Origin of the sequence: Bacillus sp. F19 (genome assembly GCA_023823795.1) — a bacterium.
GTDB lineage: Bacteria > Bacillota > Bacilli > Bacillales > Bacillaceae > Bacillus_P.
This window is the reverse complement of record CP085710.1, coordinates 1,753,173-1,774,761: the sequence shown is the minus strand read 5'-3', so window position 1 is coordinate 1,774,761 and position 21,589 is coordinate 1,753,173. Positions and strand designations below refer to the sequence as shown.

19 protein-coding genes, 2 pseudogenes and 1 riboswitch are annotated in these 21,589 nt (G+C 40.6%); of the genes and pseudogenes, 5 read left to right on the top strand and 16 right to left on the bottom strand.

What is annotated here, in order from left to right; all coding sequences use genetic code 11:
- Positions 1-6: 6 nt before the first annotated feature.
- Positions 7-225: a DUF1659 domain-containing protein gene (locus LIT25_08950; protein ID USK35398.1), complete on the bottom strand. Its 219-nt coding sequence runs from the start codon at positions 223-225 to the stop codon at positions 7-9.
- 189 nt (positions 226-414) lie between these two features.
- Between LIT25_08950 and LIT25_08945 the strand changes: the two are divergent.
- A pseudogene (locus LIT25_08945) lies at positions 415-886 on the top strand (hypothetical protein).
- A 345-nt stretch (positions 887-1,231) separates the two neighbouring features.
- On the opposite strand, the gene LIT25_08940 reads toward LIT25_08945, so the two are convergent.
- The 3 genes from LIT25_08940 to LIT25_08930 form a co-directional block, all read right to left on the bottom strand.
- On the bottom strand, positions 1,232-1,387 hold the full coding sequence (locus tag LIT25_08940; protein ID USK35397.1) for a hypothetical protein: 156 nt from the start codon (positions 1,385-1,387) through the stop codon (positions 1,232-1,234).
- Between the two features lie 371 nt (positions 1,388-1,758).
- Positions 1,759-2,550: a thermonuclease family protein gene (locus LIT25_08935; protein ID USK35396.1), complete on the bottom strand. Its 792-nt coding sequence runs from the start codon at positions 2,548-2,550 to the stop codon at positions 1,759-1,761.
- 92 nt (positions 2,551-2,642) lie between these two features.
- Complete coding sequence (locus LIT25_08930; protein USK35395.1) at positions 2,643-3,746, bottom strand: Xaa-Pro peptidase family protein; 1,104 nt, start codon at positions 3,744-3,746, stop codon at positions 2,643-2,645.
- 420 nt (positions 3,747-4,166) lie between these two features.
- Here LIT25_08930 and crtI point away from each other — a divergent pair, with 420 nt between their 5' ends.
- Positions 4,167-5,687, top strand: coding sequence for a phytoene desaturase (gene crtI / locus LIT25_08925; GenBank protein USK35394.1), 1,521 nt, complete (start codon positions 4,167-4,169; stop codon positions 5,685-5,687).
- Between the two features lie 240 nt (positions 5,688-5,927).
- Here crtI and LIT25_08920 read toward each other — a convergent pair whose 3' ends face one another.
- Positions 5,928-8,081, bottom strand: coding sequence for a GDYXXLXY domain-containing protein (locus LIT25_08920; GenBank protein USK35393.1), 2,154 nt, complete (start codon positions 8,079-8,081; stop codon positions 5,928-5,930).
- Positions 8,082-8,653: 572 nt separating this feature from the next.
- Here LIT25_08920 and LIT25_08915 point away from each other — a divergent pair.
- Entirely contained in the window at positions 8,654-8,857 is a 204-nt protein-coding gene (locus tag LIT25_08915) for a hypothetical protein (GenBank protein USK35392.1), read from the top strand.
- Positions 8,858-8,891: 34 nt separating this feature from the next.
- Here the strand turns inward: LIT25_08915 and cadA are convergent, their stop codons facing one another.
- The 3 genes and pseudogenes from cadA to LIT25_08900 form a co-directional block, all read right to left on the bottom strand.
- A complete protein-coding gene (cadA, locus tag LIT25_08910; protein USK35391.1) occupies positions 8,892-10,802 on the bottom strand; it encodes a cadmium-translocating P-type ATPase in 1,911 nt (636 codons plus the stop codon).
- A gap of 211 nt (positions 10,803-11,013) precedes the next feature.
- Positions 11,014-11,430, bottom strand: coding sequence for a competence protein ComJ (locus tag LIT25_08905; GenBank protein ID USK35390.1), 417 nt, complete (start codon positions 11,428-11,430; stop codon positions 11,014-11,016).
- 23 nt (positions 11,431-11,453) lie between these two features.
- Positions 11,454-11,744: pseudogene (locus LIT25_08900) on the bottom strand (sporulation protein).
- Between the two features lie 378 nt (positions 11,745-12,122).
- Here LIT25_08900 and LIT25_08895 point away from each other — a divergent pair.
- Positions 12,123-12,272 carry a hypothetical protein gene (locus tag LIT25_08895; GenBank protein USK35389.1) on the top strand — a complete coding sequence of 50 codons (150 nt, stop codon included), beginning with the start codon at positions 12,123-12,125 and terminating at the stop codon, positions 12,270-12,272.
- Positions 12,273-12,329: 57 nt separating this feature from the next.
- Positions 12,330-12,674, top strand: a complete 345-nt coding sequence (locus LIT25_08890) for a GNAT family N-acetyltransferase (protein USK35388.1) — start codon at positions 12,330-12,332, stop codon at positions 12,672-12,674.
- Between the two features lie 383 nt (positions 12,675-13,057).
- Here LIT25_08890 and LIT25_08885 read toward each other — a convergent pair whose 3' ends face one another.
- The 8 genes from LIT25_08885 to LIT25_08850 form a co-directional block, all read right to left on the bottom strand.
- Positions 13,058-13,420 (bottom strand): cbb3-type cytochrome c oxidase subunit I, encoded by a 363-nt coding sequence (locus LIT25_08885; GenBank protein USK35387.1) that lies wholly within the window; start codon positions 13,418-13,420, stop codon positions 13,058-13,060.
- A gap of 153 nt (positions 13,421-13,573) precedes the next feature.
- Positions 13,574-13,804: a Ger(x)C family spore germination C-terminal domain-containing protein gene (locus LIT25_08880; protein ID USK35386.1), complete on the bottom strand. Its 231-nt coding sequence runs from the start codon at positions 13,802-13,804 to the stop codon at positions 13,574-13,576.
- Positions 13,805-14,052: 248 nt separating this feature from the next.
- Positions 14,053-15,246 carry a NupC/NupG family nucleoside CNT transporter gene (locus LIT25_08875; protein USK35385.1) on the bottom strand — a complete coding sequence of 398 codons (1,194 nt, stop codon included), beginning with the start codon at positions 15,244-15,246 and terminating at the stop codon, positions 14,053-14,055.
- Positions 15,247-15,395: 149 nt separating this feature from the next.
- Positions 15,396-15,497, bottom strand: a riboswitch (purine riboswitch).
- Positions 15,498-15,579: 82 nt separating this feature from the next.
- The gene (locus LIT25_08870) at positions 15,580-16,908 is read right to left on the bottom strand and encodes a polysaccharide biosynthesis protein (GenBank protein USK35384.1); all 1,329 of its coding nucleotides are present in this window, start codon (positions 16,906-16,908) and stop codon (positions 15,580-15,582) included.
- Between the two features lie 90 nt (positions 16,909-16,998).
- The gene (locus LIT25_08865) at positions 16,999-18,069 is read right to left on the bottom strand and encodes a Ger(x)C family spore germination protein (GenBank protein ID USK35383.1); all 1,071 of its coding nucleotides are present in this window, start codon (positions 18,067-18,069) and stop codon (positions 16,999-17,001) included.
- Complete coding sequence (locus LIT25_08860) at positions 18,059-19,159, bottom strand: spore germination protein (protein ID USK35382.1); 1,101 nt, start codon at positions 19,157-19,159, stop codon at positions 18,059-18,061. The genes LIT25_08865 and LIT25_08860 overlap by 11 nt, the downstream gene beginning before the upstream one ends.
- Before the next feature lie 19 nt (positions 19,160-19,178).
- Positions 19,179-20,654: a spore germination protein gene (locus LIT25_08855; GenBank protein ID USK36215.1), complete on the bottom strand. Its 1,476-nt coding sequence runs from the start codon at positions 20,652-20,654 to the stop codon at positions 19,179-19,181.
- 273 nt (positions 20,655-20,927) lie between these two features.
- Complete coding sequence (locus LIT25_08850) at positions 20,928-21,518, bottom strand: cell wall hydrolase (GenBank protein USK35381.1); 591 nt, start codon at positions 21,516-21,518, stop codon at positions 20,928-20,930.
- Between the last annotated feature and the right edge of the window lie 71 nt (positions 21,519-21,589).

Genomic DNA, 21,589 nt, shown 5'->3' with positions numbered 1-21,589 from the left:
TAGTGATTAAGCTGTTACCTGATGAGAATCGTTTCGTTCTACATGAGATAAGGTTTGTGTTTGCAGATCTGTAATTGCGGATGCTGCCTGCAGCAGCTGTTCAGCGGTTGCTGATGTTTTCACGTTGTTGTAATTCTTGTATTTATATACCTGTTCTCCTTTTTCATCCATCCCCATATCGAATACAAGGCGAAGCTGTGAATCAAGAATGATTGTTTCTGCCATGCTGATCACCTCCTTTCGTATACGTTATACAAGGAAACGATCATTAAAGTAGCAGAAATTCAGAACTTTTTTCTGTATGTTTGGCATCCCTTAAATTTGTAGTATGTTCTTCGGGATTTTTACAAAAAATAACATAAGATTGATTCGTTCATATGGAAATCACACGAATCCTGATAGGCAGGTACGTATGTGAAAACAAGTAAACTAGAAGTCCTGTTGTGGAGCATTGCATTCCCTGGGTTTGGACAGCTTCTGAACCGCCAGCTGATTAAAGGAATCCTGTTTATATCCCTGGAACTGCTGATTAATACGTGCAGTCACTTCAGGTCAGGTCATCATGCTTAGTTTTTTAGGTGAAATTGATGCGGCCATTCAAACGGTTGAATTCGGATGGCTTATGTTTTATCCTTGCATTTACATGTTTGCGATGTATGATGCATACAAAAATGCGGATGGTCCCGCACCTCCACTGTCCTTTTTGCCTTTTGCATTCGGTGCTTATTTTGTCACAGTCGGGTTAATGTACTCTCCAAAACTCAAGCTGTTCGGAGTACTCTTCGGACCGATCTGGCTGCCGATGCTTTCCCTTATTCCAGGATTGCTGACCGGATTTCTCATCCGATTTGTTATTTTGAGAGTTCGCACCATTCAAAAAAGATAAACTCTTTACCAGACGTTTTAACACCTGAAAGATCGGGTAAATAAAGCTTAGAGGCAATGATTCGGGCACATCTGAGATTTACACTTACACTAGCTGGCGCGGGCTTGGAACCGCAAGGACGTATGAGAGGCAGGGCTTACGTTGTTTAAGTGTCCAAAGACGGGCTGAATCAAAATAACCTACCCTAATTACATATAACGACTAAAATATAGATTAACCGTGCACATGTGTTCTGTTCAGGCTCTTTTAACAGAATAATCATGTGCATTTCTCATTTGTGTTAATGGCCTCATTTACCTGTTTTGACGCACTTTTTTCTAGGTGGAGACGATTTTTCTGCTCCATTCACCCATTTTGACGCACTTTTTTCAGGGTGAAGGCCATTTTTCTGCTCCATTCCTCCTCTTTGACGCACTTTTTTCTAGGTGGAGACGATTTTTCTGCTCCATTCACCCATTTTGACGCACTTTTTTCAGGGTGAGTGCCATTTTTCTGCTCCATTCCACCTCTTTGACGCACTTTTTTCTAGGTGGAGACGATTTTTCTGCTCCATTCACCCGTTTTGACGCACTTTTTTTAAGGTGAAGGCCATTTTTCTGCTCATTCCACCTCTTTGACGCACTTTTTTCTAGATTTCTCCTGAAACAGCACAAAAAAACCAAATCAGCATGCGATTTGGTTTCAAGTCTTCCTTCAAATATGGAATGCACCAACAAGCTTGGCATAATTTATGGCGCAAATTGATGTTCACGTGCTCGTCGTGGGTGTGGATAAAGAAGAATAATATGAGTTATTAATGGATATCGGCATTGATTATGTTCAGGGCTACTTATTCGGCAGACTTGGACATGAACCAAAGCCGTTCCCCCGCTTTATCTTTTAGAGGCTCTGTATCCCGCATTGGCCGCTTCATCCTCGGAACAGAACATTTCTTCTTCCTTTGTTGCATCATAATATTGCCCTTCAGGCAGATGATAAATCTTGTCTCCTGATGAAGAAATATTCCCTTTGATTGTGCAGGCTTCTGTTTGTTCCGATTTTTTTTCCGCGTCATTAAAGCCTTCGTCCTCTGTGGCATAATTTTCTATGCTCCAGATGCCAATCTCCTTTTTCTGAGCAGCTTTTTGAAGCTCATAAAACTCATCTACATGCTTTGTATTCGGGGCATAAACATACCCCACACGCGCAAGTCCTTTTTCGATAAGAAGTTTATTGAACATCTTGCCGTCAGCGTGAAGATAGACTAAGAGCCTTCCATATTTATCACGTTCTCCAACATCAAGCTCAAGCTCCACCTCTTTGCCTGAAAGAGTGCTTTTTGCAAAGCTGCTTGCTTCAGGTCCATACGGCTGCACAGGTTTGTTTGGATGAACGGTTTCCGGTGTGTCAACGAGCAGCAGGCGCAGCGTCTCTTCTTTCCCATTCACAAGGACCTTGACTGTGTCTCCGTCGATGACCCTGACTACCTTGGCAGGAATGAAATTCTCATTCTCAGAATCTGCTTCTATTTCGGATTCAGCCGGAACTGCTTCCTCAGATGGACTCTCTTCTTTTGAGGATATATTCTTCTTTTCAGTTTCAGCAGCAGGTGTCTCATCATTCGCTGTTTCTGAACATCCCGTTAACAAAAAGGCCACTAAAATCAGCAGGAACCATTTTTTCATTTTCTTTTTCCCCTTTTATTCATCAAAAAATCAAACCGCACGATAGCTCGAATGTGCGGTTTGATTCAATGCTGCTCTATTTATTTTTCCCACTATTTGATGATCTGAAGCTCTTTCGGAAATTTTGTCAGTGTTTCATGCCCAATATTTGTAATATACACGTCATCTTCAATGCGGACGCCGCCGATTTCAGGGATGTAAATGCCTGGCTCAATTGTATAAACCATGCCTTCCTGAAGCAGGTCATTATTCGTATGGCTCATCGACGGGAATTCGTGCACGCTAATGCCAAGGCCGTGTCCCAATCGATGCGGGAAGAAATCGCCGTAGCCTGCATGTGAGATGACATCCCGTGCGATTTGATCCAATTCTCCGATTTTAGTGCCTGGTTTACTTGCATCCAGCGCTTTTAATTGAGCTTTTAGCACTGTATCATAGATTTCTTTTTGCTTATCATTGATCGATTGATACGCAAACGTACGCGTAATATCTGAGCAGTAGCCATCAAGCACGACGCCAAGATCAAATAAAACGAAGTCCCCTGATTTTAATGCAGTCAAGCCAGGATTGCCATGGGGCTGTCCTGATTTTTCTCCGAACAGAACCATTGTAGAAAAGGACATTTCACGAATACCTTTTCGTTTTAGTTCATATTCAATTTTTGCAAGAACGTCCATTTCGCTGATGCCTGATTGCAGAGCATGAACGCCTACCTCAACGCCAAAATCTGCAAGCTCTGCTGCCTGCTTTATTATCTCAAGCTCTTTGTCGTCTTTGATCAGACGCAATTGATTCATGATCTCCTCCGCTGAAACAAGTTCTGCCTCAGTCAGAATGTTTTGAAGCTGCAGAGCGCGGGCAAAAGAAAGAAGATCTTTTTCAACAGCTGCTTTTTTAACGTCCTGCTTCCCTCTTTTTACGATGGCTGCATTTACTTTGTCCCATGGATTTTCATGATCGGCATATCCGATAATTTCTCCGTCAAAACCTGCAGCTTTCGCCTGTGAAACTTCCATTCCAGGGCAAATGAAAAACGGCTCTTCTTCTTTAAAAATAAATAAACCCATTAATCTCTCATGGGGATTTGTGTGAAAGTTTGTTAAGTAGAAAATGTTTTCAGTTGATGAAATAAACGCAGCATCTGTATCCTGCTGCTTCAGCCAGTCAGTAAGCTTCGTTAATCTTTCTTTTTGCATGGACCCTCTCTCCTTTATCTGCATAAGTCCTCTCTATCATACGCCAAATTTATCAGAACTTAAAGAAGGCTGATGGACTTCTTCGGAAATACATCCGTCTTTTTTTGCAGATTGCTTTTGCAGAACCCGTTTTTGCCTGACGCGGTTTTAGCGCTGAATCATTATAACGGAATATTAAACGCAAAAGCGTACAGGACATTAATAATGCCAGCCGCAGGCGTGTTCTGAATAATGAAGAATAAACAAAGCACCAGCTGCAGCCAGTGAGAAGTTTCCAATCAGTGATTTTCGTTTTAAGTTGATAAAATCACAGTTCCGCTTTTCTGATTATAGAAAAAATCCAAAAGGGCAGAATGGATTGCTAAGTACACCTATTTAGCAGTTTAGACATGAATAAAAATCTCATAAGGAGGCATTCTTTTGAAAAAAAAAGTGATTATCATTGGAGGCGGATTGGGTGGCCTCTCTGCAGCTATCAGACTTTGCGCAGACGGATATGAGGTAACAGTTGTTGAAAAAGGAGTGCGCGTTGGCGGCAAATTAAACATGCGCGGCGGACTCGGCTACACGTTTGATACGGGACCTTCCATCCTAACGATGCCGTGGGTGCTTGAAAAATTGTTTAAAAGTGCAGGCCGCACCCTTGCGGATTATCTCACCATTAAAAGAGTCGAGCCCGGCTGGAGAACATTCTATGAAGACGGAACAACGATTGATTTAACAAGCGATTTGCCCGCTATGCTTGTGGAATTAAAGAAAGTTTCAGAGGAAGATGCAAACGGATTCTTTGATTACTTGCAGTATTGCAGTAAAATGTATGAATACAGCATGAAGAGCTTTTACAGTAAAAGCCTTTCGGGACTTAACGATCTTCGTTCCCTGCACAGTGTGAAAGAACTGCTGCAGATGGAACCATTGAAATCAATGGATGGCGTCACCAGAAAACACTTTAAAAATAAAAAAATCAGGCAGCTCTTCAACTTCCTGATTATGTATATAGGCTCTTCCCCCTATCATGCACCTGCTGTCCTGTCTCAGCTCACCCATGTGCAGCTTGGACTTGGCGTTCATTATGTCGAGGGAGGCATGTATAAAATTGCTCTTGCCATGAATAAACTTCTTCATGAGCTCGGGGCAGAAATCATGCTCAATACAAAAGTGGAGCGCATTCTCACAAATGGGAAAAAAGCTTCCGGTGTTGAGCTTCTGAATGGAAGAATTCTTGAAGCAGATCTTGTTGTATCCAATCTCGAGGCAATTCCAGCGTATCGCACTCTTTTAAAAGAAAACACCCAATCGCACCAGAAAATAGATGAGCTGCAAAAGTTTGAACCAACTGTATCAGGTCTTGTGATGCTGCTCGGCGTCAACCAAACATATGATAACCTTGCGCATCACAACTTCTTTTTCTCAGAAAATCCTGAGAAGGAGTTTCAGCAGATTTTTGGTGAAGGCAAGCTTGCTGATGATCCGACTGTGTATGTCGGCATCTCATCAAAATCAGACTCAGCACAGGCTCCTGAAGGAAAAGAAAATCTGTTTGTACTGACTCATGTTCCACCTCTAAAAGAGGGGGAAAACTGGGAATTCAGAAAGGAAACATACCGCGAGCTCATCTTATCAAAGCTTGAGCGCATGGGAATTCCTGATTTAAGAAACCATATCGAGTTCGAATACACCTTTACGCCTAATGATTTAGAGCGCCTGTACGGATCCAATGGGGGATCCATCTACGGTGTTGCCGCCGACCGCAAGAAAAATGGCGGATTCAAAATTCCGAGCAGAAGCAGCATGCTTGAAAATCTTTATTTTGTAGGAGGGTCCACCCATCCGGGCGGCGGAGTACCAATGGTTACTCTGTCTGGCCAGCTTACAGCTGATTTAATTTCTGAAAATGAGAAGGTTCTGAAACACTTGAAAGAAGATAAGGAAATTTCATAATGACTGCAAAAGAAGGAATTCATCCTGCTTAATGATCAATCCTCCGTCCAAACAAAAGAAATTCAGCTGAACGAAACGAAACTTCACTAACTGTTCCGGTATTGAGTTTCCGAAAGTCTGGTCAGGATATACTCGTTAAACTGGCGAACGAATCAAATTGCAGAGTCGCCTGTTTAGAGCAGACAGATACTAAAATTCTAATTTATAGAAAAAATCCATCCAGCAGCGGATGGATTTTTTTTATTTCAGCGAAGATAAATCGCTTTTCACATCTACAAGCAGGGCATTGCCTTCATCAGAGACAATCACTTTTGCATATTTTGCATTTCGTTCCAGTTCCATCCCTGTTCCCTCTTCTACAAAAAAGGATTCGATTCCAAGAATGATACCGTCATAGCCATTGTATTTTCCAGTCAGATAGGCTTCGTCCGCTTCGGGCTCTTTGAAAGCTTCCGCTGCTCTTCCTTTTGCCGTTTCTCCAGTCGGCCTGTAAATCCCCTTGCTGTCTTTTTTAACTTTAACAGTGATGACAGATCCGGTTTTAACGCCATCTTCCGGTTCGTATCTTCCGGCTTCATATCTCAGCTGTACATAATCTCCCTGAAGCATTGACCTTGGATCAAGGGGTTCAAGTTCAAGCACAACTACTTTCCCTTCATCCAGCGCTTTTTCATTTAAAAAGCTCTGGTAACCTGTAAAAGCAAGCTGAAGGGTAAATACTCCTGCTATCAAAGCCCAGGTTCTGTTTGTAAAAACGTTTCCTCCTGCAGGTTTTTCTTTATCAAAGTATCTCACTGCTGCAAAAATCAGCAGGCCAAGGAGCAGGAAGGTCAGCGATTTGTGAAGCAGCTTCCAGGCAAAATCGTAATACAGGCCGATGAAAAAGAGGATAAAAAATACCCAGGTTATATTTCTCTTCACAAGGCAATCTCTTTTATGATAAAGGGCAAGCATGACTGCGCTAAGTCCAAAATACAGAATCTGATAGACAAGCGTTTCCTGCCAATCTGTACCCCAGAAGGCGGCCGGATAAAGAAGCAGGAAGCCGTAAAAGAGGCAGAAGCTGCTCAGCTGTCTCACTCTATCAATCGGCACTAGCATCAGCAAGAATTGAGCAATGGATAAGAGGGCTAAAACAAGACGGAAATGCTCCATCCATTGTAAGTGCACAGAAAATAGGCTGATGAAGCTCGCAAGCATAAAAGTATAGGCGAGAAACTGAAGAAATTTTTCCCGTTCGATCAGGATCATCACAAAACTGACCGCAATAAAGAGAATGGCTGTGCCGGCATTAAGCATGAAAAGAACTCCTAATGCTGTTAAAATCCCTGTAATAAATAAGGTGTACCGTGCAGCTGTATAGAGATTTTTCCAAAAAACGGCTGTGCCTATGAATAGAAGACTTAACACCGCAAGGCTATATTCTGACTGAAAGATAAGGAACAATAATCCGCCCAGGCTGAACGAAAGCAAGAGAGACGAAGTGAAGGTTATTATCACAATCAGAATATTTTTAAACACTTTGTACATCAGAGAGTCATCAGGCGCTATCCTCGTTACACGGACTGCAAGGTAAATACCGCCCCCCAAAAAGAGCAATGTCCCAAGAATGGAAAACAAATAAAAGCTGTATGGTCCGATTTTACCCGCTAGTCTTATGCTGAGTTCTGCATATTTAGAAAGGGCAAAAACGCCCAGCATCACAAAGGTAATAATTGTCAGCTTATGATGGCTGTCTTTTTTCATAAACAGGAAGTAGCTAAGAATAATGACACACAAGTACACGATGTTCATCCAGGAACTATAAGGTTCAAACACCTCGTAAAATGACATGATGATCAAAAAGAGATGAATGACTGTAAAAGCTGCATATTCCAGAGGTTTTAGCTTTAAGAAATAAGCTAAGCCAAATATAGTGGCATTAAGGAGCACCATGCCAAGATAAATGAGCCATTCTTCAAATTCTGAACGATTGATGGATACACTTGTCGGAAACATGTAAAACCAATATGAAAGCAGCAATAGCCCATAGCTAAGAATGGCAAAGGGCTGATATCGCGTAATAACAGCGAGAGCAATCGAAGGCACCATCCAGATGAAAAATAATAGATAACTGTCAGCATGCGAATTATATATTTGCCCGATCAGAGCTGCAGCAGCACCGAAAGAGATTGTCCCGCCGACAAGCAGCCATTTTGGGAGAGCCTCCCGATTGGACAAAATCTTTCCGCTCAAAAAGCTTGCTCCGTAAAATAAAACCATCATACCAATTGCAAGACCCACCTTTTCCAATCGTTCAAAACCGCTCCAATTGGAAGCAAAAAAATAAAGAATGCCGGATAAAACAAAAATGATTGCACTGAGATACCCCAGCGGAATGAGTTTGCTCAACATGATCACCGTACTTTCCCTAAAGAACTGATAGCTGTTTTCATCTTATCATTTTTTTACTTAGTCATATAGGCAATTCCTATTATCTGGTATAAAAAAGAGATTCTTCCTTGAAAGGAGTGACTTCTTTTTTGACCAGGCTTATCTTATTTGTCCTTGGCTTGTTTTCATCCCCTCCACATCATTAACTTACTTATATTTCATTTTATGAGCAGCGGATATAAGCTGAACTTAGATGATGTGAATTTTTTATTTTTATTTTTTGGGGTCCCTTTTCTCTGAACGCCAAGGGATTTTTTATATACCGGGTGACGGAAGAGGTAAAAGGATTTTTTATCAGGTACTCTTAGGGTTTTATCCTTCGTAACTTTGTTTATCGGGCACTCCTCACTTTTTTTCGGGCTCTATTTCAAATTTATCAGACACTATTCAGGTTTCATATTTTGAATAGAAACCTCCCAAACACCTAGCTGCACTTTTTTCCAAAAAAGGAAATCTTGATTTTCCAAGTGTTTTCATTTTAGGTATAATGAATATGGGAATTCGTTCTTTACCTACTTAAGGAGATGTTGGCATTGCTGAAAGTCATGAAACGAAATATAGTCCTCATCTTATGTATAATCGGTTTTGCATCACCTTTTATTTTTATTCAATTAACAGATTGGTTTTACTATAGCTCACTGATCGGGTGGATCATAGGCTTCATTTGTATTACTGCAGCTTATGTGATTGTGAGTAAAAGACCTGATGAAGAATCCACAGGGGAAAGAACGACATAGAAAAATGGACGAAAGATCCCTTTCGTCCATTTTTTTATCTTAATAACCGCAGTCCATTCAGGATAACAAGGATCGTGCTTCCTTCATGTCCAATGACACCAAGCGGCAAATCGAGCACCTGCAGGAAATTCGAGCAAATCAGCAGTGCAATGACTGACATTGAGAAAATAATATTCTGTTTCACAATCTTATCCATTTTTCTAGAAACTTCAATGGCTTTTTTCAGTTTGGTCAAATCATTTTTCATCAGGACAACATCCGCCGTTTCAAGGGCAACATCCGTCCCTTCGCCCATGGCAATTCCGACACTCGCCGCAGCCAGTGCTGGGGCATCATTAATGCCATCCCCGATCATTGCTGTATGACCGTACTTCTTTCCAAGTTTCTTCACTTCTGCCACTTTATCATCAGGCAGGCATTCCGAAATAAATTGGTCTACTCTTGCAGCACTTGCCACGGATTGTGCGGTGGACTCATTATCCCCTGTCAGCATTACCGTGTGAATTCCCGCTTTTTTGAGCTCATCAATCGCTTGAACGGCATCCGTTCTTAGCACATCCTGAAGGCTCAGAACGGCTGCGATCCCGTTCTCATTTTTCACATAAACAATGGTTTTTCCCTCATGTGCCCTCTCTAAGCCAAATGCCGTCATTTGGTTCTCTTCCTCATTTTCCGCGACGGGCTTTCCTACACTCCACATTTCACTCTTCCATTTGGCCGTTACACCAAAACCTGATTGCTCCTGTACATCCAGCATTTCGGGATGAAGAGAGGGATATTTCTTTTCGATATAGCTTACGATCGCCTTTGCAAGCGGATGATTGGACTGCTTTTCAATTGACAGCACCGCTCTGAACACTTCAGCTTCATCTGCATGTTTGCTGATTTTCACATCTGTCACAACAGGTTCCCCTTTTGTGAGCGTCCCTGTTTTGTCGAAAGCGATCACCTTCAGCTTGCTTAACCTCTCTAAATGAACTCCGCCCTTGAATAGCAGGCCATTTCTTGCACCATTAGAGATGGCTGACAGAGTCGCAGGCGTTATGGATGCGACCAGGGCGCATGGCGAGGCCACCACCATCAGAACCATCGCGCGGTAGAAGCTCTCATTGAAGCTCCACCCCAGCAGATAATGCGGCAAAACCATCATCAATGCAACGGCAATTAATACACCTTTTACATAAGTTCCTTCAAACTTCTCAATAAATTGCTGTGAGGGCGACTTTTCTGACTGAGCAGATTGAACGAGCTTAATAATCTTCTGAAAAAGGGTTTCATCGCTGTTTTTTGTTACTTTTACTGTTATAGAACCATTAATATTGACTGTGCCGGCGAAAACAGTGTCCTCCGCCTTTTTCTCAACAGGGATGGATTCACCTGTTATTGCTGCCTGATCAATACTTGTTGTTCCAGATGCAATTTCACCGTCTGTCGGAATTCGTTCACCTGGCCTTACAGCAATCAAGTCTCCAATCTCAAGCGAAGAGACATGAACTCTTATTTCTTTGCCATCTTTAAACAGGGAAGCCTCCTCGGGCTGAAGCTCCATCAGTGCCGAAAGCTCACGCTGGCTTTTGTTCAGTGTAAAGGTTTCAAGCGCCCCGCTTAATGCAAAAATAAAGATTAAAATGGCGCCTTCAATCCAATATCCAATGATTCCTGAACCAATGGCTGCAAAGACCATCAGCAATTCTACATTCAGCTTTCTCTCTTCAAGTGTTTCCTCAATTCCTTCTTTTGCTTTCGCATATCCGCCGATTAAAAAAGCTGATATAAATAAAGCGGCTGCTGCAGCTGAGTCCCCCTGATTTGTTTGAATGGCCCATCCTATCAAAATAAGGATTCCAGAGACAATGGCAGCAATCAATTCCCCGTATTCTTTTAGTCTATCAAATTTTGTATTCTCATCATGTTCACGATGAAGTACATTTTCATTTACAAACATGGTATACCTCCCTAATTGAGAAAAATAATCATCTTCATTAAGCATTATAAAAATATAAATACTGCTGATGAACAGCAGCAAACCCCTATAAATCCGCTTTGTCGAATCAGTATATGTCTCATTATACCAAAACGTACGCAAAACTCAATTAAAAATTATTATTATTTTTATTTAATAATAATTATCATTAAGAACGTAAAAAAAAGACTGATCATAAACCAGCCTTTGAAAATTGGAATATATATTTGACGCGGTAAAGCCCATTTTTTGTTTTTTCTTCAAGTGGTATAGCCAAAAAGGTTATATAGTAGTCTCCAGCCGGAATTTCACAGACTAATTTTTTTGATAAAATACTTTTGATTTCAACAGCGCCATTTACGACACGAAACGGTACTTTGCATGTAAATTCAGGTTTGGAATTCAGCTGCTCGGGCTGATCTTGTACAACTTGAATGTCTGCAGATGAATTGGACAATGCAGCAAATGAAACCGCATATTCATCGGCAGCATATCCTTTTTTGTAATCCTGCGCCGTCCATTCAAAATGCGGGGGACTGATGCCAATATTAGAAATGATTATTTGCTGATAGGATACAAGAATTTCATCTTTTCTTTTTATTTGCTTCATTTACTCACACTCCATCACGAAATTCAGTCAGTGATAAATAAAACCCTTGTGCCGTCAGGATAATCCTCGAACTGATTGCCGACCCATGCGCCTGCTCCGCGATTATCAGATGGAGTGACATAACAGACTGATGCACCTGCCACTCCTTCTTCGCACATAGCCATCGGCCATTCATCACGATCGTAACCGGTCTTAGTAGGGATTCCGGCAAGGCTCTCTTCCCTACACTCCTCTGCTCCATTAAGTTCAATCGTACACACATCGGAATGCCCGGCAGCAATCGCGTCCCTGACATGATCTCCTGTTTCAGGATACCCAGCTTTCCCGGGAGCCTGTCCCTCAATTAAACCAGTCCCATCATAACAAGAAATAGTCCAATGACAGTTTTTCTCATTTCCAAATTTCTTCTCCAATGTGTTTTTTTCCTTCATCTTCAATATAATTCATGATTGAAAAGAGCAGTTTAAGCCTATTTAATATGATTGTTAAGACTGAATGTCAGTTTTGTAAATCTAGTTTCATAGCACCCTACTTATGGTTGAAGAAATCTTTTATTCCTGATGCTTTAAAGAGAATTCAATCAGTTTAGGGAAAAAGAAATGGTTTCCTTCACTCTTCACAAATAATAACTATTAAGGAAAAGGAATCCATTAAAAGATACAGAAAATCTTAATAAAGGAGTTGGTTATAGGATGCTTCATGAGAAAAAAGTGACATTGAGAAGATTAAAACCTGAGGATATCCCATTATTATGGGAGTTTATAAATGGACAGACAGAGCCTGAATGGAAAAAATGGATGCCCCCTTTCATGACGATTAACTGCTGCTCTACTTCTATGTAGAGCTTGTTCGGATTCGGATCTTTCATTTCTTTCTTTTTTTGTTTTTCAAAATTTTTCTTGTCATTGTACCTACCGGGAGTAACCTGCTACTGGGAACATCAGCCATCAAACTGGCTTGAAGTTGGCATTGTTATTTATCAGCCGGCTAATTGGCATAGAGGTGACGGCACGGAAGCCTTGAAGCTTTGGATTCAGCATTTGTTCGATAAATATAAGCTGATTCGAATCGGTTTAACAACCTGGTCAGGAAATACAAGAATGATCAGAGCGGCTGAAAAAACAGGTATGAGAGAGGAAGGCAGAATCCGCAAGTGCAGATATTACAAAGGTTCCTATTACGACTCCATCAAGATGTGCATGCTTAGAGAAGAATGGCTTGATGGATCTGCAAAAAAAGTATAAAAACACCGTTTTATCCCCAAAATAGAAGCAGAAGTCAGCTTTTCTATTTTGAGAGGAGGACATGTAGATGGCACTAGTCGTCATTTGCAGACATTGCAGCGGAGCAGGCAAAATCAGAACGAATCCCTTCATTCCCCTTGCGAAAAAGTGCCTGCAGTGCAGTGGTACCGGCAAATATCAGGAATTCACCTATAAGAATTAAGATAAGTGCAAGCGCAAAGGCCCGCTCCAAAAGGCAGATAAGGATTCGACAGAAAAGTCCGGGTCTGACTTTTTTGGACCATGGAGTTAGGCGATCTGCTTGCCATCAAACGAGCAAAATTTTTAAATTACAATAGCTTAACTGAAAAGGAAGCATTCCAGAATGCTTCCTTCTTCTTTTTCTACTTTAAATTCACCAAAACATTATACACAAAAAATAAAAGGCCGATCACCGTTGCGAATGATCCGATGATTGTAAGCAGCAAGAGTCTGTTCGTTCCCGAAACAGTAAATACAAGGCCAATCATCATTAGCGGCAGTCCGATATTATGAAGCCAAAAGTGAGCCTTTGCCAAAAAATGATCCGTTAACTCAGGGAATAAATAATATAAAATTCCGGCAATCGTAAGTGTCGTCCATCCGAGTAAATTAATATGGACGTGAACTGGAGTGAGCGTATAATCATCAGCAATCGACATATAAAGACTGAGCAGAAGACCTAGAGCCAAGTATAGAACAGAAATCTTGATGGTTTTTATCCCCATTTGATTACCTCCCGTCTTTTTAAGATACAATTTAATTTACGCTCTGCAGGCGCTTATTTAGAAATTGTCCATCAAAAAAAGAAGCGGGATCTATTCTTCTTTAATCCATTACACCTATGCTTATGACTGAAACTTTTATGACAGTTGTTAAGGTCATCTTCTGGTAAGGATCCTCCATTGCTCCTTGGAAAGATCACTTTTATCGAATGTACTCTTGTACGTTATACCGAAACCGGCAGGATCTGATCCTTTTCCCTTTAAAATCTCTATTAATTTCTTTGTTTCTGAATTGATCGTGTGTTTGATGGCCTTTTCTAAAACCTTCGTCGTAATTTGCTGGTCTGAAACCAGTTCTTCAGATACTTCAAGCAGCCTCGCTTCCATCTTAAGGTCGACATTGAAATCAGGGACTTGTCTGGTGCGGTCAGATCCGGATTACTGGACATCGTGTTTGTCAGTCTATCTCTTACTTCTTGAACCGAAGGAGGCAGTATGCTGTCCCCTGTCTGCTTTTGCTTAAAAAACATGTCAAACAACTCCGATGCCAGGTAGTTCTTTCAGTGTTTCCATAAATGTCATTTTCATGAAAAAGAAAATAAGAAAAAGCACCTTAAGCAAGGTGCTTTTCTCTCCTACATAAACATTCCTACTAATACTGCTGTAATAAAACTTGCTAATGTTCCGCCTATTATCGCTTTTAATCCAAGTTTTGATACAAGGGAACGCTTCGTCGGCTCAAGTGATCCTAAACCTACGATCAGCTGGCCGATGGAAGACAGATTGGCAAAGTTACAAAGAGTAATCGATAGAATGGCTACTGTTTTAGGAGCTAACTCATCAATCATTTTACTTAAGTCAAGATATGCAACAAATTCATTGACTGATAATTTCGTTCCGATAATAGAAGCTGCTTTGAAAGCATCCTCAAACGGAATCCCGATCATGATAGCAAATGGGTAAAACACATATCCAAAGATTGTGGACAAGTCCGTTCCGATCAGACCAAGTCCTCCATTGATCAAGGCGAGGATGCTAATAAATGCAATCAGCAGACCTCCAATGTTCAAAGCGAGAGTTACACCGCTTACGGCTCCTTCAGCAATCGCTTCAAATACATTCGCATGCTTTGTTTTTTCCATGGCAACATTGTCATTTGTTTTGGAAACCTCTGTTTCAGGCTCAAGCAATTTGGCGATGATCAATGAAACAAAAGGAACGCTGAAAACGGAGATAAGAAGATATTTCATGTCGATTCCCATCAGTGAATACCCTACAAGTATCGCCCCGCTGGCAGAAGCCGTGCCTCCTACCATAACCGCAAATAATTCGGATCGTGTTAAATCCTTCAAATACGGACGCACCAGCAGCGGTGCTTCAACTAGTCCTAAAAAGGAATTTCCGACAGCACTGAACGTTTCAACCTTGGTTGTTCCAAGGAGTTTCCCAATCGATAAACCAATAATTCTTACAACAAAAGGAATAATTCTCAAATAATAAAGTGCGGATATAAGTGCAGAAATAAAGATAATGACAGCAAGTACATTTATCGCAAAAACAAATGTGATGTTTGAACCTTCACCATAAAAACCGCCAAACACAAATTCAATGCCTTCGCTGCTGAAATCAATGATTTTTTGAACAGCAAATGCCGCTTTCTCTAAGATCATCTCTCCCGCTTTCACTTTCATGACAAATAAAATTAAAGCAGCTTCAAGCAATAATCCAATGCCGATTGTTTTCCAGGGAATGCTTTTGCGATTGCTGCTTAAAAGCCAGCCAAGAAATAATATACCTGCAAGAGATAAGATTCCATATAAAATAGTCAAATGAATGCCCCCATCTATTAAAGTCATCAGTTCGTTTTCCAATCATGATTAGCGCGGTCAGATGTCTGACATCTAAAAATAAATAAAAAAAGAGGCCTCTGTTCAAGACTTTATAAAGAAAGCTTGAACAATGACCTCTGCGTCAGACAACCTGTTCGTACTCTCCTTATAGTCCGGCACTTTAAGGCTGCCAGGTAGAAACTTATGGACCATATCTCCATGATTATATAAGGAAAACGTATGAAGTTATCTTCGTATTTTACAGCGGGACAAGTGCTTTTTCAATCTTTTTTCTTATTATCAAACTAGCAAATGTATTGCAATCTTTCAGAATCATCGGTAAACACTGTCTCTGCGCTCTGTAAGCCACAGTGTAATCCCGATTTTCTGGCAGATTGTCACATAATGCATGAGCGTTAATAACACAATGCCTGTATTCATGCCAAGAATAATCCCAGCCATTTGCAGCGAGGGCTGTGAACCAAGCAAAAACATCATGCTAAACGAGACAATATGCGACCAGACAGTATGGTAAAAAGCATCTTTTACAAGACCAAGTCCAATTAAATAAGCCTGCATGGGAATGACGAAAAAATGAAACAAAAAGTATGGCCACAGAAGCTTCAGATAAAAGGCTGCCTGATCAGATGAGAAAAACAGAGATGTCAGCGGTTCTGCAAAGAGATAAATAATAAAAACGGCCGGTATACCGTAAAGCATCGTAAAAGACATCGATTGCTGCAGCAGAACCCGCAGCGTCTTCGTATCCTGCTTTGAGTATGAATCAGAAACGTTTGGAATCAGCATGATCATTAAGGAATGGGCGATAAATGCTGGAAAGAAGCCAATTGTCATCGCCACTCCAGTCAGCATGCCAAAATGCTCAGTTGCAGCAACCGTTCCGAACCCTGCAGTAATTAGGGCTGTTTGGATCAAAAAAGGCTGTATCGCATTCGTAATGGCATGAAAAATTCTCAGGCCTGTAGTCGGAAGGGATACAGACAGCAGCTTTTGCCTTGCATGTTTACCGGTTGTAAATGTGTTGTTCTCATTTTTCAGTGCATGCATATGTACCAAAAACATACTGATCAAATAGACAAATACGATCAGTTCACTGCCTATAAAAGCACAGAGCGCAATCAGCAAAGCATTTTGATCAAATTGAAAAATGGTGAAAATGAGCAGCAGCACACCGAATTGCACAGCTTTTCTTAAAAAATTAGAAAACGCAATCTTGCCCATCTGCTGAATACCCATAAAATATCCTCTCGCAATCGAAGAAAACGACGCAATGGGAATTAGGCCAATAATCAGCCATTTTACAATCGGATGAAATCCCTCAAGCAAAGATGTAGCTGAAAAAAGGACGACGCTTGCCAGAAGTACAGCAAGGGTAACAACTATTGTCATCTGCAGGGCGTGGCGCAGCATACTGTAGTGCAGGATCCGTTTGTTTTCAGCGATGTATTTTGAAATGGAAATCGGCAGTTCAAGACTTGCAAGAACAGCAACTAAAAATATGACAGGCAATATGGACATATACCTGCCCATCCCTTCTTCTCCAAGCTCTCTGGCGAGGATCATATTGACGAAGAATTCGATGCATTCACTGAAAAAAGCGGCAACGATCAATAAAAGGGTTCCTTTGAAAAAAGAATTCATGCTGACTCACTCCTTGGGGAAGAACTTTCTAAAAGGATATGAGACAAGTCTTTGAATTATTTTAAAATTTGTTTTTATAATTGTTTATCCCTACTCAATAACTCCCGTTTCAGTAATCATAACCTCAGGTTTAATCTCTACGTTTAATTTTGGATAGGTCTCTTTCCATTCTTTTTTCCCAAAGCCTCTAACTTGGCTTTCTATTAAATCTTGAATTCCAAGCGGATCAATGTCCAGCTCTTTAAATTGTTCGATCATTTGTTTAGATTCTTTTATTATCTCTTTTTCAAACGCTTTTTCCATTCCATTTTTGATTTTAGGTGTGATTATGTTTCCGGTATACTGCTGAACAATCCCGCTGATTTTCACCTTAATGGTTAATTTTGATGGATCTTTCTTATTTACTTCTATTTTGCGGTCCGAGGAAATCGTTTTAATCGCCACCTGTTCCTTTTTCGGCAGTTTAAGTGCATAGGTTCCTTCTGTATATTTATCAGCAATCAGTTTAAAGAAAATCAGCTTTTCATTTGGTATTTCGCTGACCATCTTGTCACCTTTAAATAACGCAAGTCCATCAAGTACAACTATATCACCTTCCGCCTTTTTCAAAATAGGCAAAAAGGGGTCACTGTCCTGTGCATACAAGTCATACAGAAAAATGTGGAGGTTCGTTTTTGGGATATCTCTGTTTTCAATATTGTGACGGATCAGGTTTGAGATATATTCAGCCGCTCCTCTGATCCCAAATTTAGCCTTCATAATGGAATTTGCACTCTCTCTGCCAACTGTCAAATAGACTCTCGATCCAACACTTGGATCTCTCTCAAGAGTATCAACCAGTTTTGTCAGTCCTTTTTCAGCAATTTCCTCTGAATAGATGACGACTGTAGTTTTCCCCAGAACAAGAGGGTCAGATGATTTACGCTGAAGGTGAGTTAAAATGTCTTTGCTCACTTCTAAGGACGAGGTGTCTTCAATGATTTCACTTTCTACAGGTGCATCCTTCGTATATACCGGTATGACAACGGTCCCTTTTATTTGATCGGAGTTTTCCATGTCATAGCCTATTACTGTAATAATATTGACATCGTCCAATATTTCTTTTTCTAAACAGCCTGTCAAAAGCAGCGGAATGAGAAAGACGATCATTTTACGTTTCAACCTTACGCCCTCCTTTCCATTTTCGGTAAATTAAAGTGAGTAAATACATCAACGGAATGTAAGCTATAAAGAAATAGAAACCTACCTCGCCAAGAAAATTATTTATAGAATTAATCTGGTCACGATCTTTAATAAAATTTACAGCTGCATAACAGACGGGGAGGACAATCAAGATTGTATATTTCTGTTTTATCTTAACAATTTGTTTTATGCCTCTGCTTGCACACCAGAGGGTTAAACAGACGTTCGGGAGGATGACGAGGTTCCAGGTTGCGATCCCGATATATTCAAACCTTTCCACAAAAGGCATCTCGACAATTTTCCACATAGTCAATGTTGCCCATGCGTTTTTCTGAAGCTGCTCTTCACTAAAATAAACAATGCTGAACAGCATAATGATCAAATAGAAGAAAGTTGTATAGGCTGCACCCATGTGTGCCCACTTTTTTGATTTTTCAGGATTTTTCAGAAAAGGATAGTACATAAACAGTGCTTCAAAACCCAGGGTTGACAGCGACATATTCTTCGTGCTTTTCAAAAGATCACTGATGGAATGATCAAAAAATGGCATTAGGTTATTATAATTCGCAAATTTCAGTGTGAACAGATATGTAAACAACAGGTACCCGGGGAGAACTACACCGAAAAAGCAAATCCCTGCTACTACCCGAAACCCTCCATTTAAGATGTAGTAGACAAGAACTAGAAAAATAAAGCTGTACATCCAGACTTTCAAATCCGGAAACATCCACACTTGTATGACTTCTATATAGGTTCGGAGGACGTTAAAAGCAAGACACGTAAAGTAAAGAATGACAATGCCATTTAAGCCATTGCCGATCCACTTCCCAAAAATCTTTTTATGAATATCAATGATGTTTCCCTCTTGATCCTTTAAGATCTGATAAATTAAAAAGATTGAGATTTGAACAATGACTCCTGAAGCAAGGACCGTAATCCATGCATCATGACCGGAGTCCATCGAAATAAAGCGCTGAAAGCCAAGTACTCCCACACCAAACTGAAGGGAGTGAATAAGAAAAAACGCAAGAAAATGGGAGACTTGATATCGTTCTGCTATCTTTTTCATCTGGACACCTCACGATCTGCTATTCATCTATATCATGCTTCTGTCTGGCTTTTTTTGCAGAAAATTTATCGGGCTGTTTCGTCCGCAGGGCCATAGGCCTTTTGTTTAATGTAGTGAAAGGGAATCGGATAATCGCATCTTTGAGGTCCCTGCTCCGGGGCGGATAGATCGGCACCAAAAAGGGCCTTCCAAGAGATGTCAGCCTCAAGAGATGAGTAGTTAAAAAACAAAAACACAAAACAATGCCAAGAAGACCATAGAGTTGGGCGAAAATTAAAAATGGAAATCTCAGCAGACGAATCGTATTACCCATCTTGTAAACCGGAGTCGTAAAGGATGCAAGTGCAGACAAAGCCACGATGATCAGCAGCACGTTACTGGTCAGTCCCGCTTCAACTGATGCCGTTCCAATAACAATCCCGCCTACGATACCGATTGTCTGTCCGACTTTTGTCGGCAATCGTGCTCCAGCTTCACGCAGCAGCTCAATCGTAAGCTCCAAAAACAGTGCTTCCAAAATAGGAGGCAAAGGAATTTCACGCCTGGATGTTACAAGCGTGTTCAGCAAATCCTTTGGAATTAATTCAAAATGATACGTCAGCGTCGCTACATATACTGGCGTAACCAGAATGGAAAACGCTACAGCAAACACTCTGATCAGCCTGAAAAAAGATGCTAGAACCCAATTTAAATAATAATCTTCGAAGGATGAGAAAAATTCTACTAGAGTTGTCGGTCCAATTAAGATCTGCGGCGATCCATCAACAATAACAGCTACTTTTCCTTCTGCGAGCACAGCAGCTATCCTGTCAGGGCGTTCAGAATCAAGCACCTGAGGAAAAGGAGAATTATGATTATCCGAAATGAATTGGGCCACATAGCCGCTGTCCCCTATTTGATCATACGTAATATCTCTTAACCGCTGCGTGATCGTGTTTACATTTTCTTCATCTGCTATGCTGTCAATATAAAGAACAGCAACTTTTGTTTTGGACAAATCACCAATTTGCATTTCTTTTATTCGCAGCTGCGGCACTTGTATTCTTTTACGAATCAAATTGATATTAAATTCAATCGCTTCTACAAATGCTTCTTTCGGACCTACTACACTGAATTCAACTTCTGGCAGTGAGATGTCCCTTGCTTTATTCAATGTAGCTCTTAATAATGCACATGGACTTCCATATTCAGAGAATGAAATAATGACATAGCCATCCAGCAATTTCTCCGAAACAATATCCGTGTCAATCGTGAAAATGATTTCTTCAATTGGTACAATTTCTTTCAGTTGATGAAGAGTATTCCATTTCTCCTTGAGCAGAGGAGCTAATATGCTCTCATGCAAAAGCTGCGGATCTGCAACTGTCCGAATGTAAGACACCCAGAATGTAATCTCTTTTGCATTGTGCTCATATTGGACAAAATCAGACGAGGCCTTGAAGCAAGTAATGATTTCAGCCATCGACTGTTTTGGTTTGCCATTCTGCTTATACATCTTGTTCACGATTTCCACCACGCTTCACGATCGTACTTTCCCTTATATTTCCTCTCGTTTTATAAATTATTCAACCAGAAGAAATGGTATCGTTTTTGCAGGCATCAATAAGTCAGGAGGTTTCCAGATTTATTAGCGAAACTGAGAAGTTTATTTTCAAAAAGTTCAATTTAAAGATTATCAGCTGGTGCAGCTTTGTTAGTTAAGGCTAATCACAAAACTAAGATCTAAACACAAAAAACTCCCTTCCAAAAGGAAAGGAGCTGCTTTTATTTATTTTGCAAATGTGTGTCTTCCGATTGTAAGAGTGACTTCTCTAGTACGAATCCAGTCGCTCTCGGCTGTTACAGGATTATAGAAATAGACAGAATCAATTCCCATACCCTCATATGCCAAGGCTTCTTGAACCGCTTCTTTAGCTTCTTCATCAGCAGGTTCATTAATTGAGCCGTTTTCTACTGGAGAAAACGCGTAAATGCCAGATTGCTTTTGATAAATAACGTCTCTGATTGTATCCGGGAAACGATCGTCTTTCACACGGTTTAAGACAACTGTTGCCACAGCTACTTTTCCTGCATATGGCTCACCTTTTGCTTCAGCATGAACGATTCGGGCCAATAAATCCTTATCTTCATCTGAAATCGATTGAGGAACCTGTAATTTTTCGCCTATATATAATAATTGACCGCTTTTATGATTAAGGGATTGAATCTCTTTAATGGATACTCCGTACTTTTTGCCGATCAGCCATAAAGTATCGCCAGTTTTAACTTCGTGTTTTGTTGCTGCCTCTGCTTTTTCAAACCCAAATAATGATAAGGTAAGTGCAGAAATGATAGTAAAAGTAAAGAATGCTTTCTTCATTCGTAAACCTCCCAGTTTTTCATTCGGATTCGTCTGTTAGAAGTACAAGTTATAGCCTAACAGCTTTATTC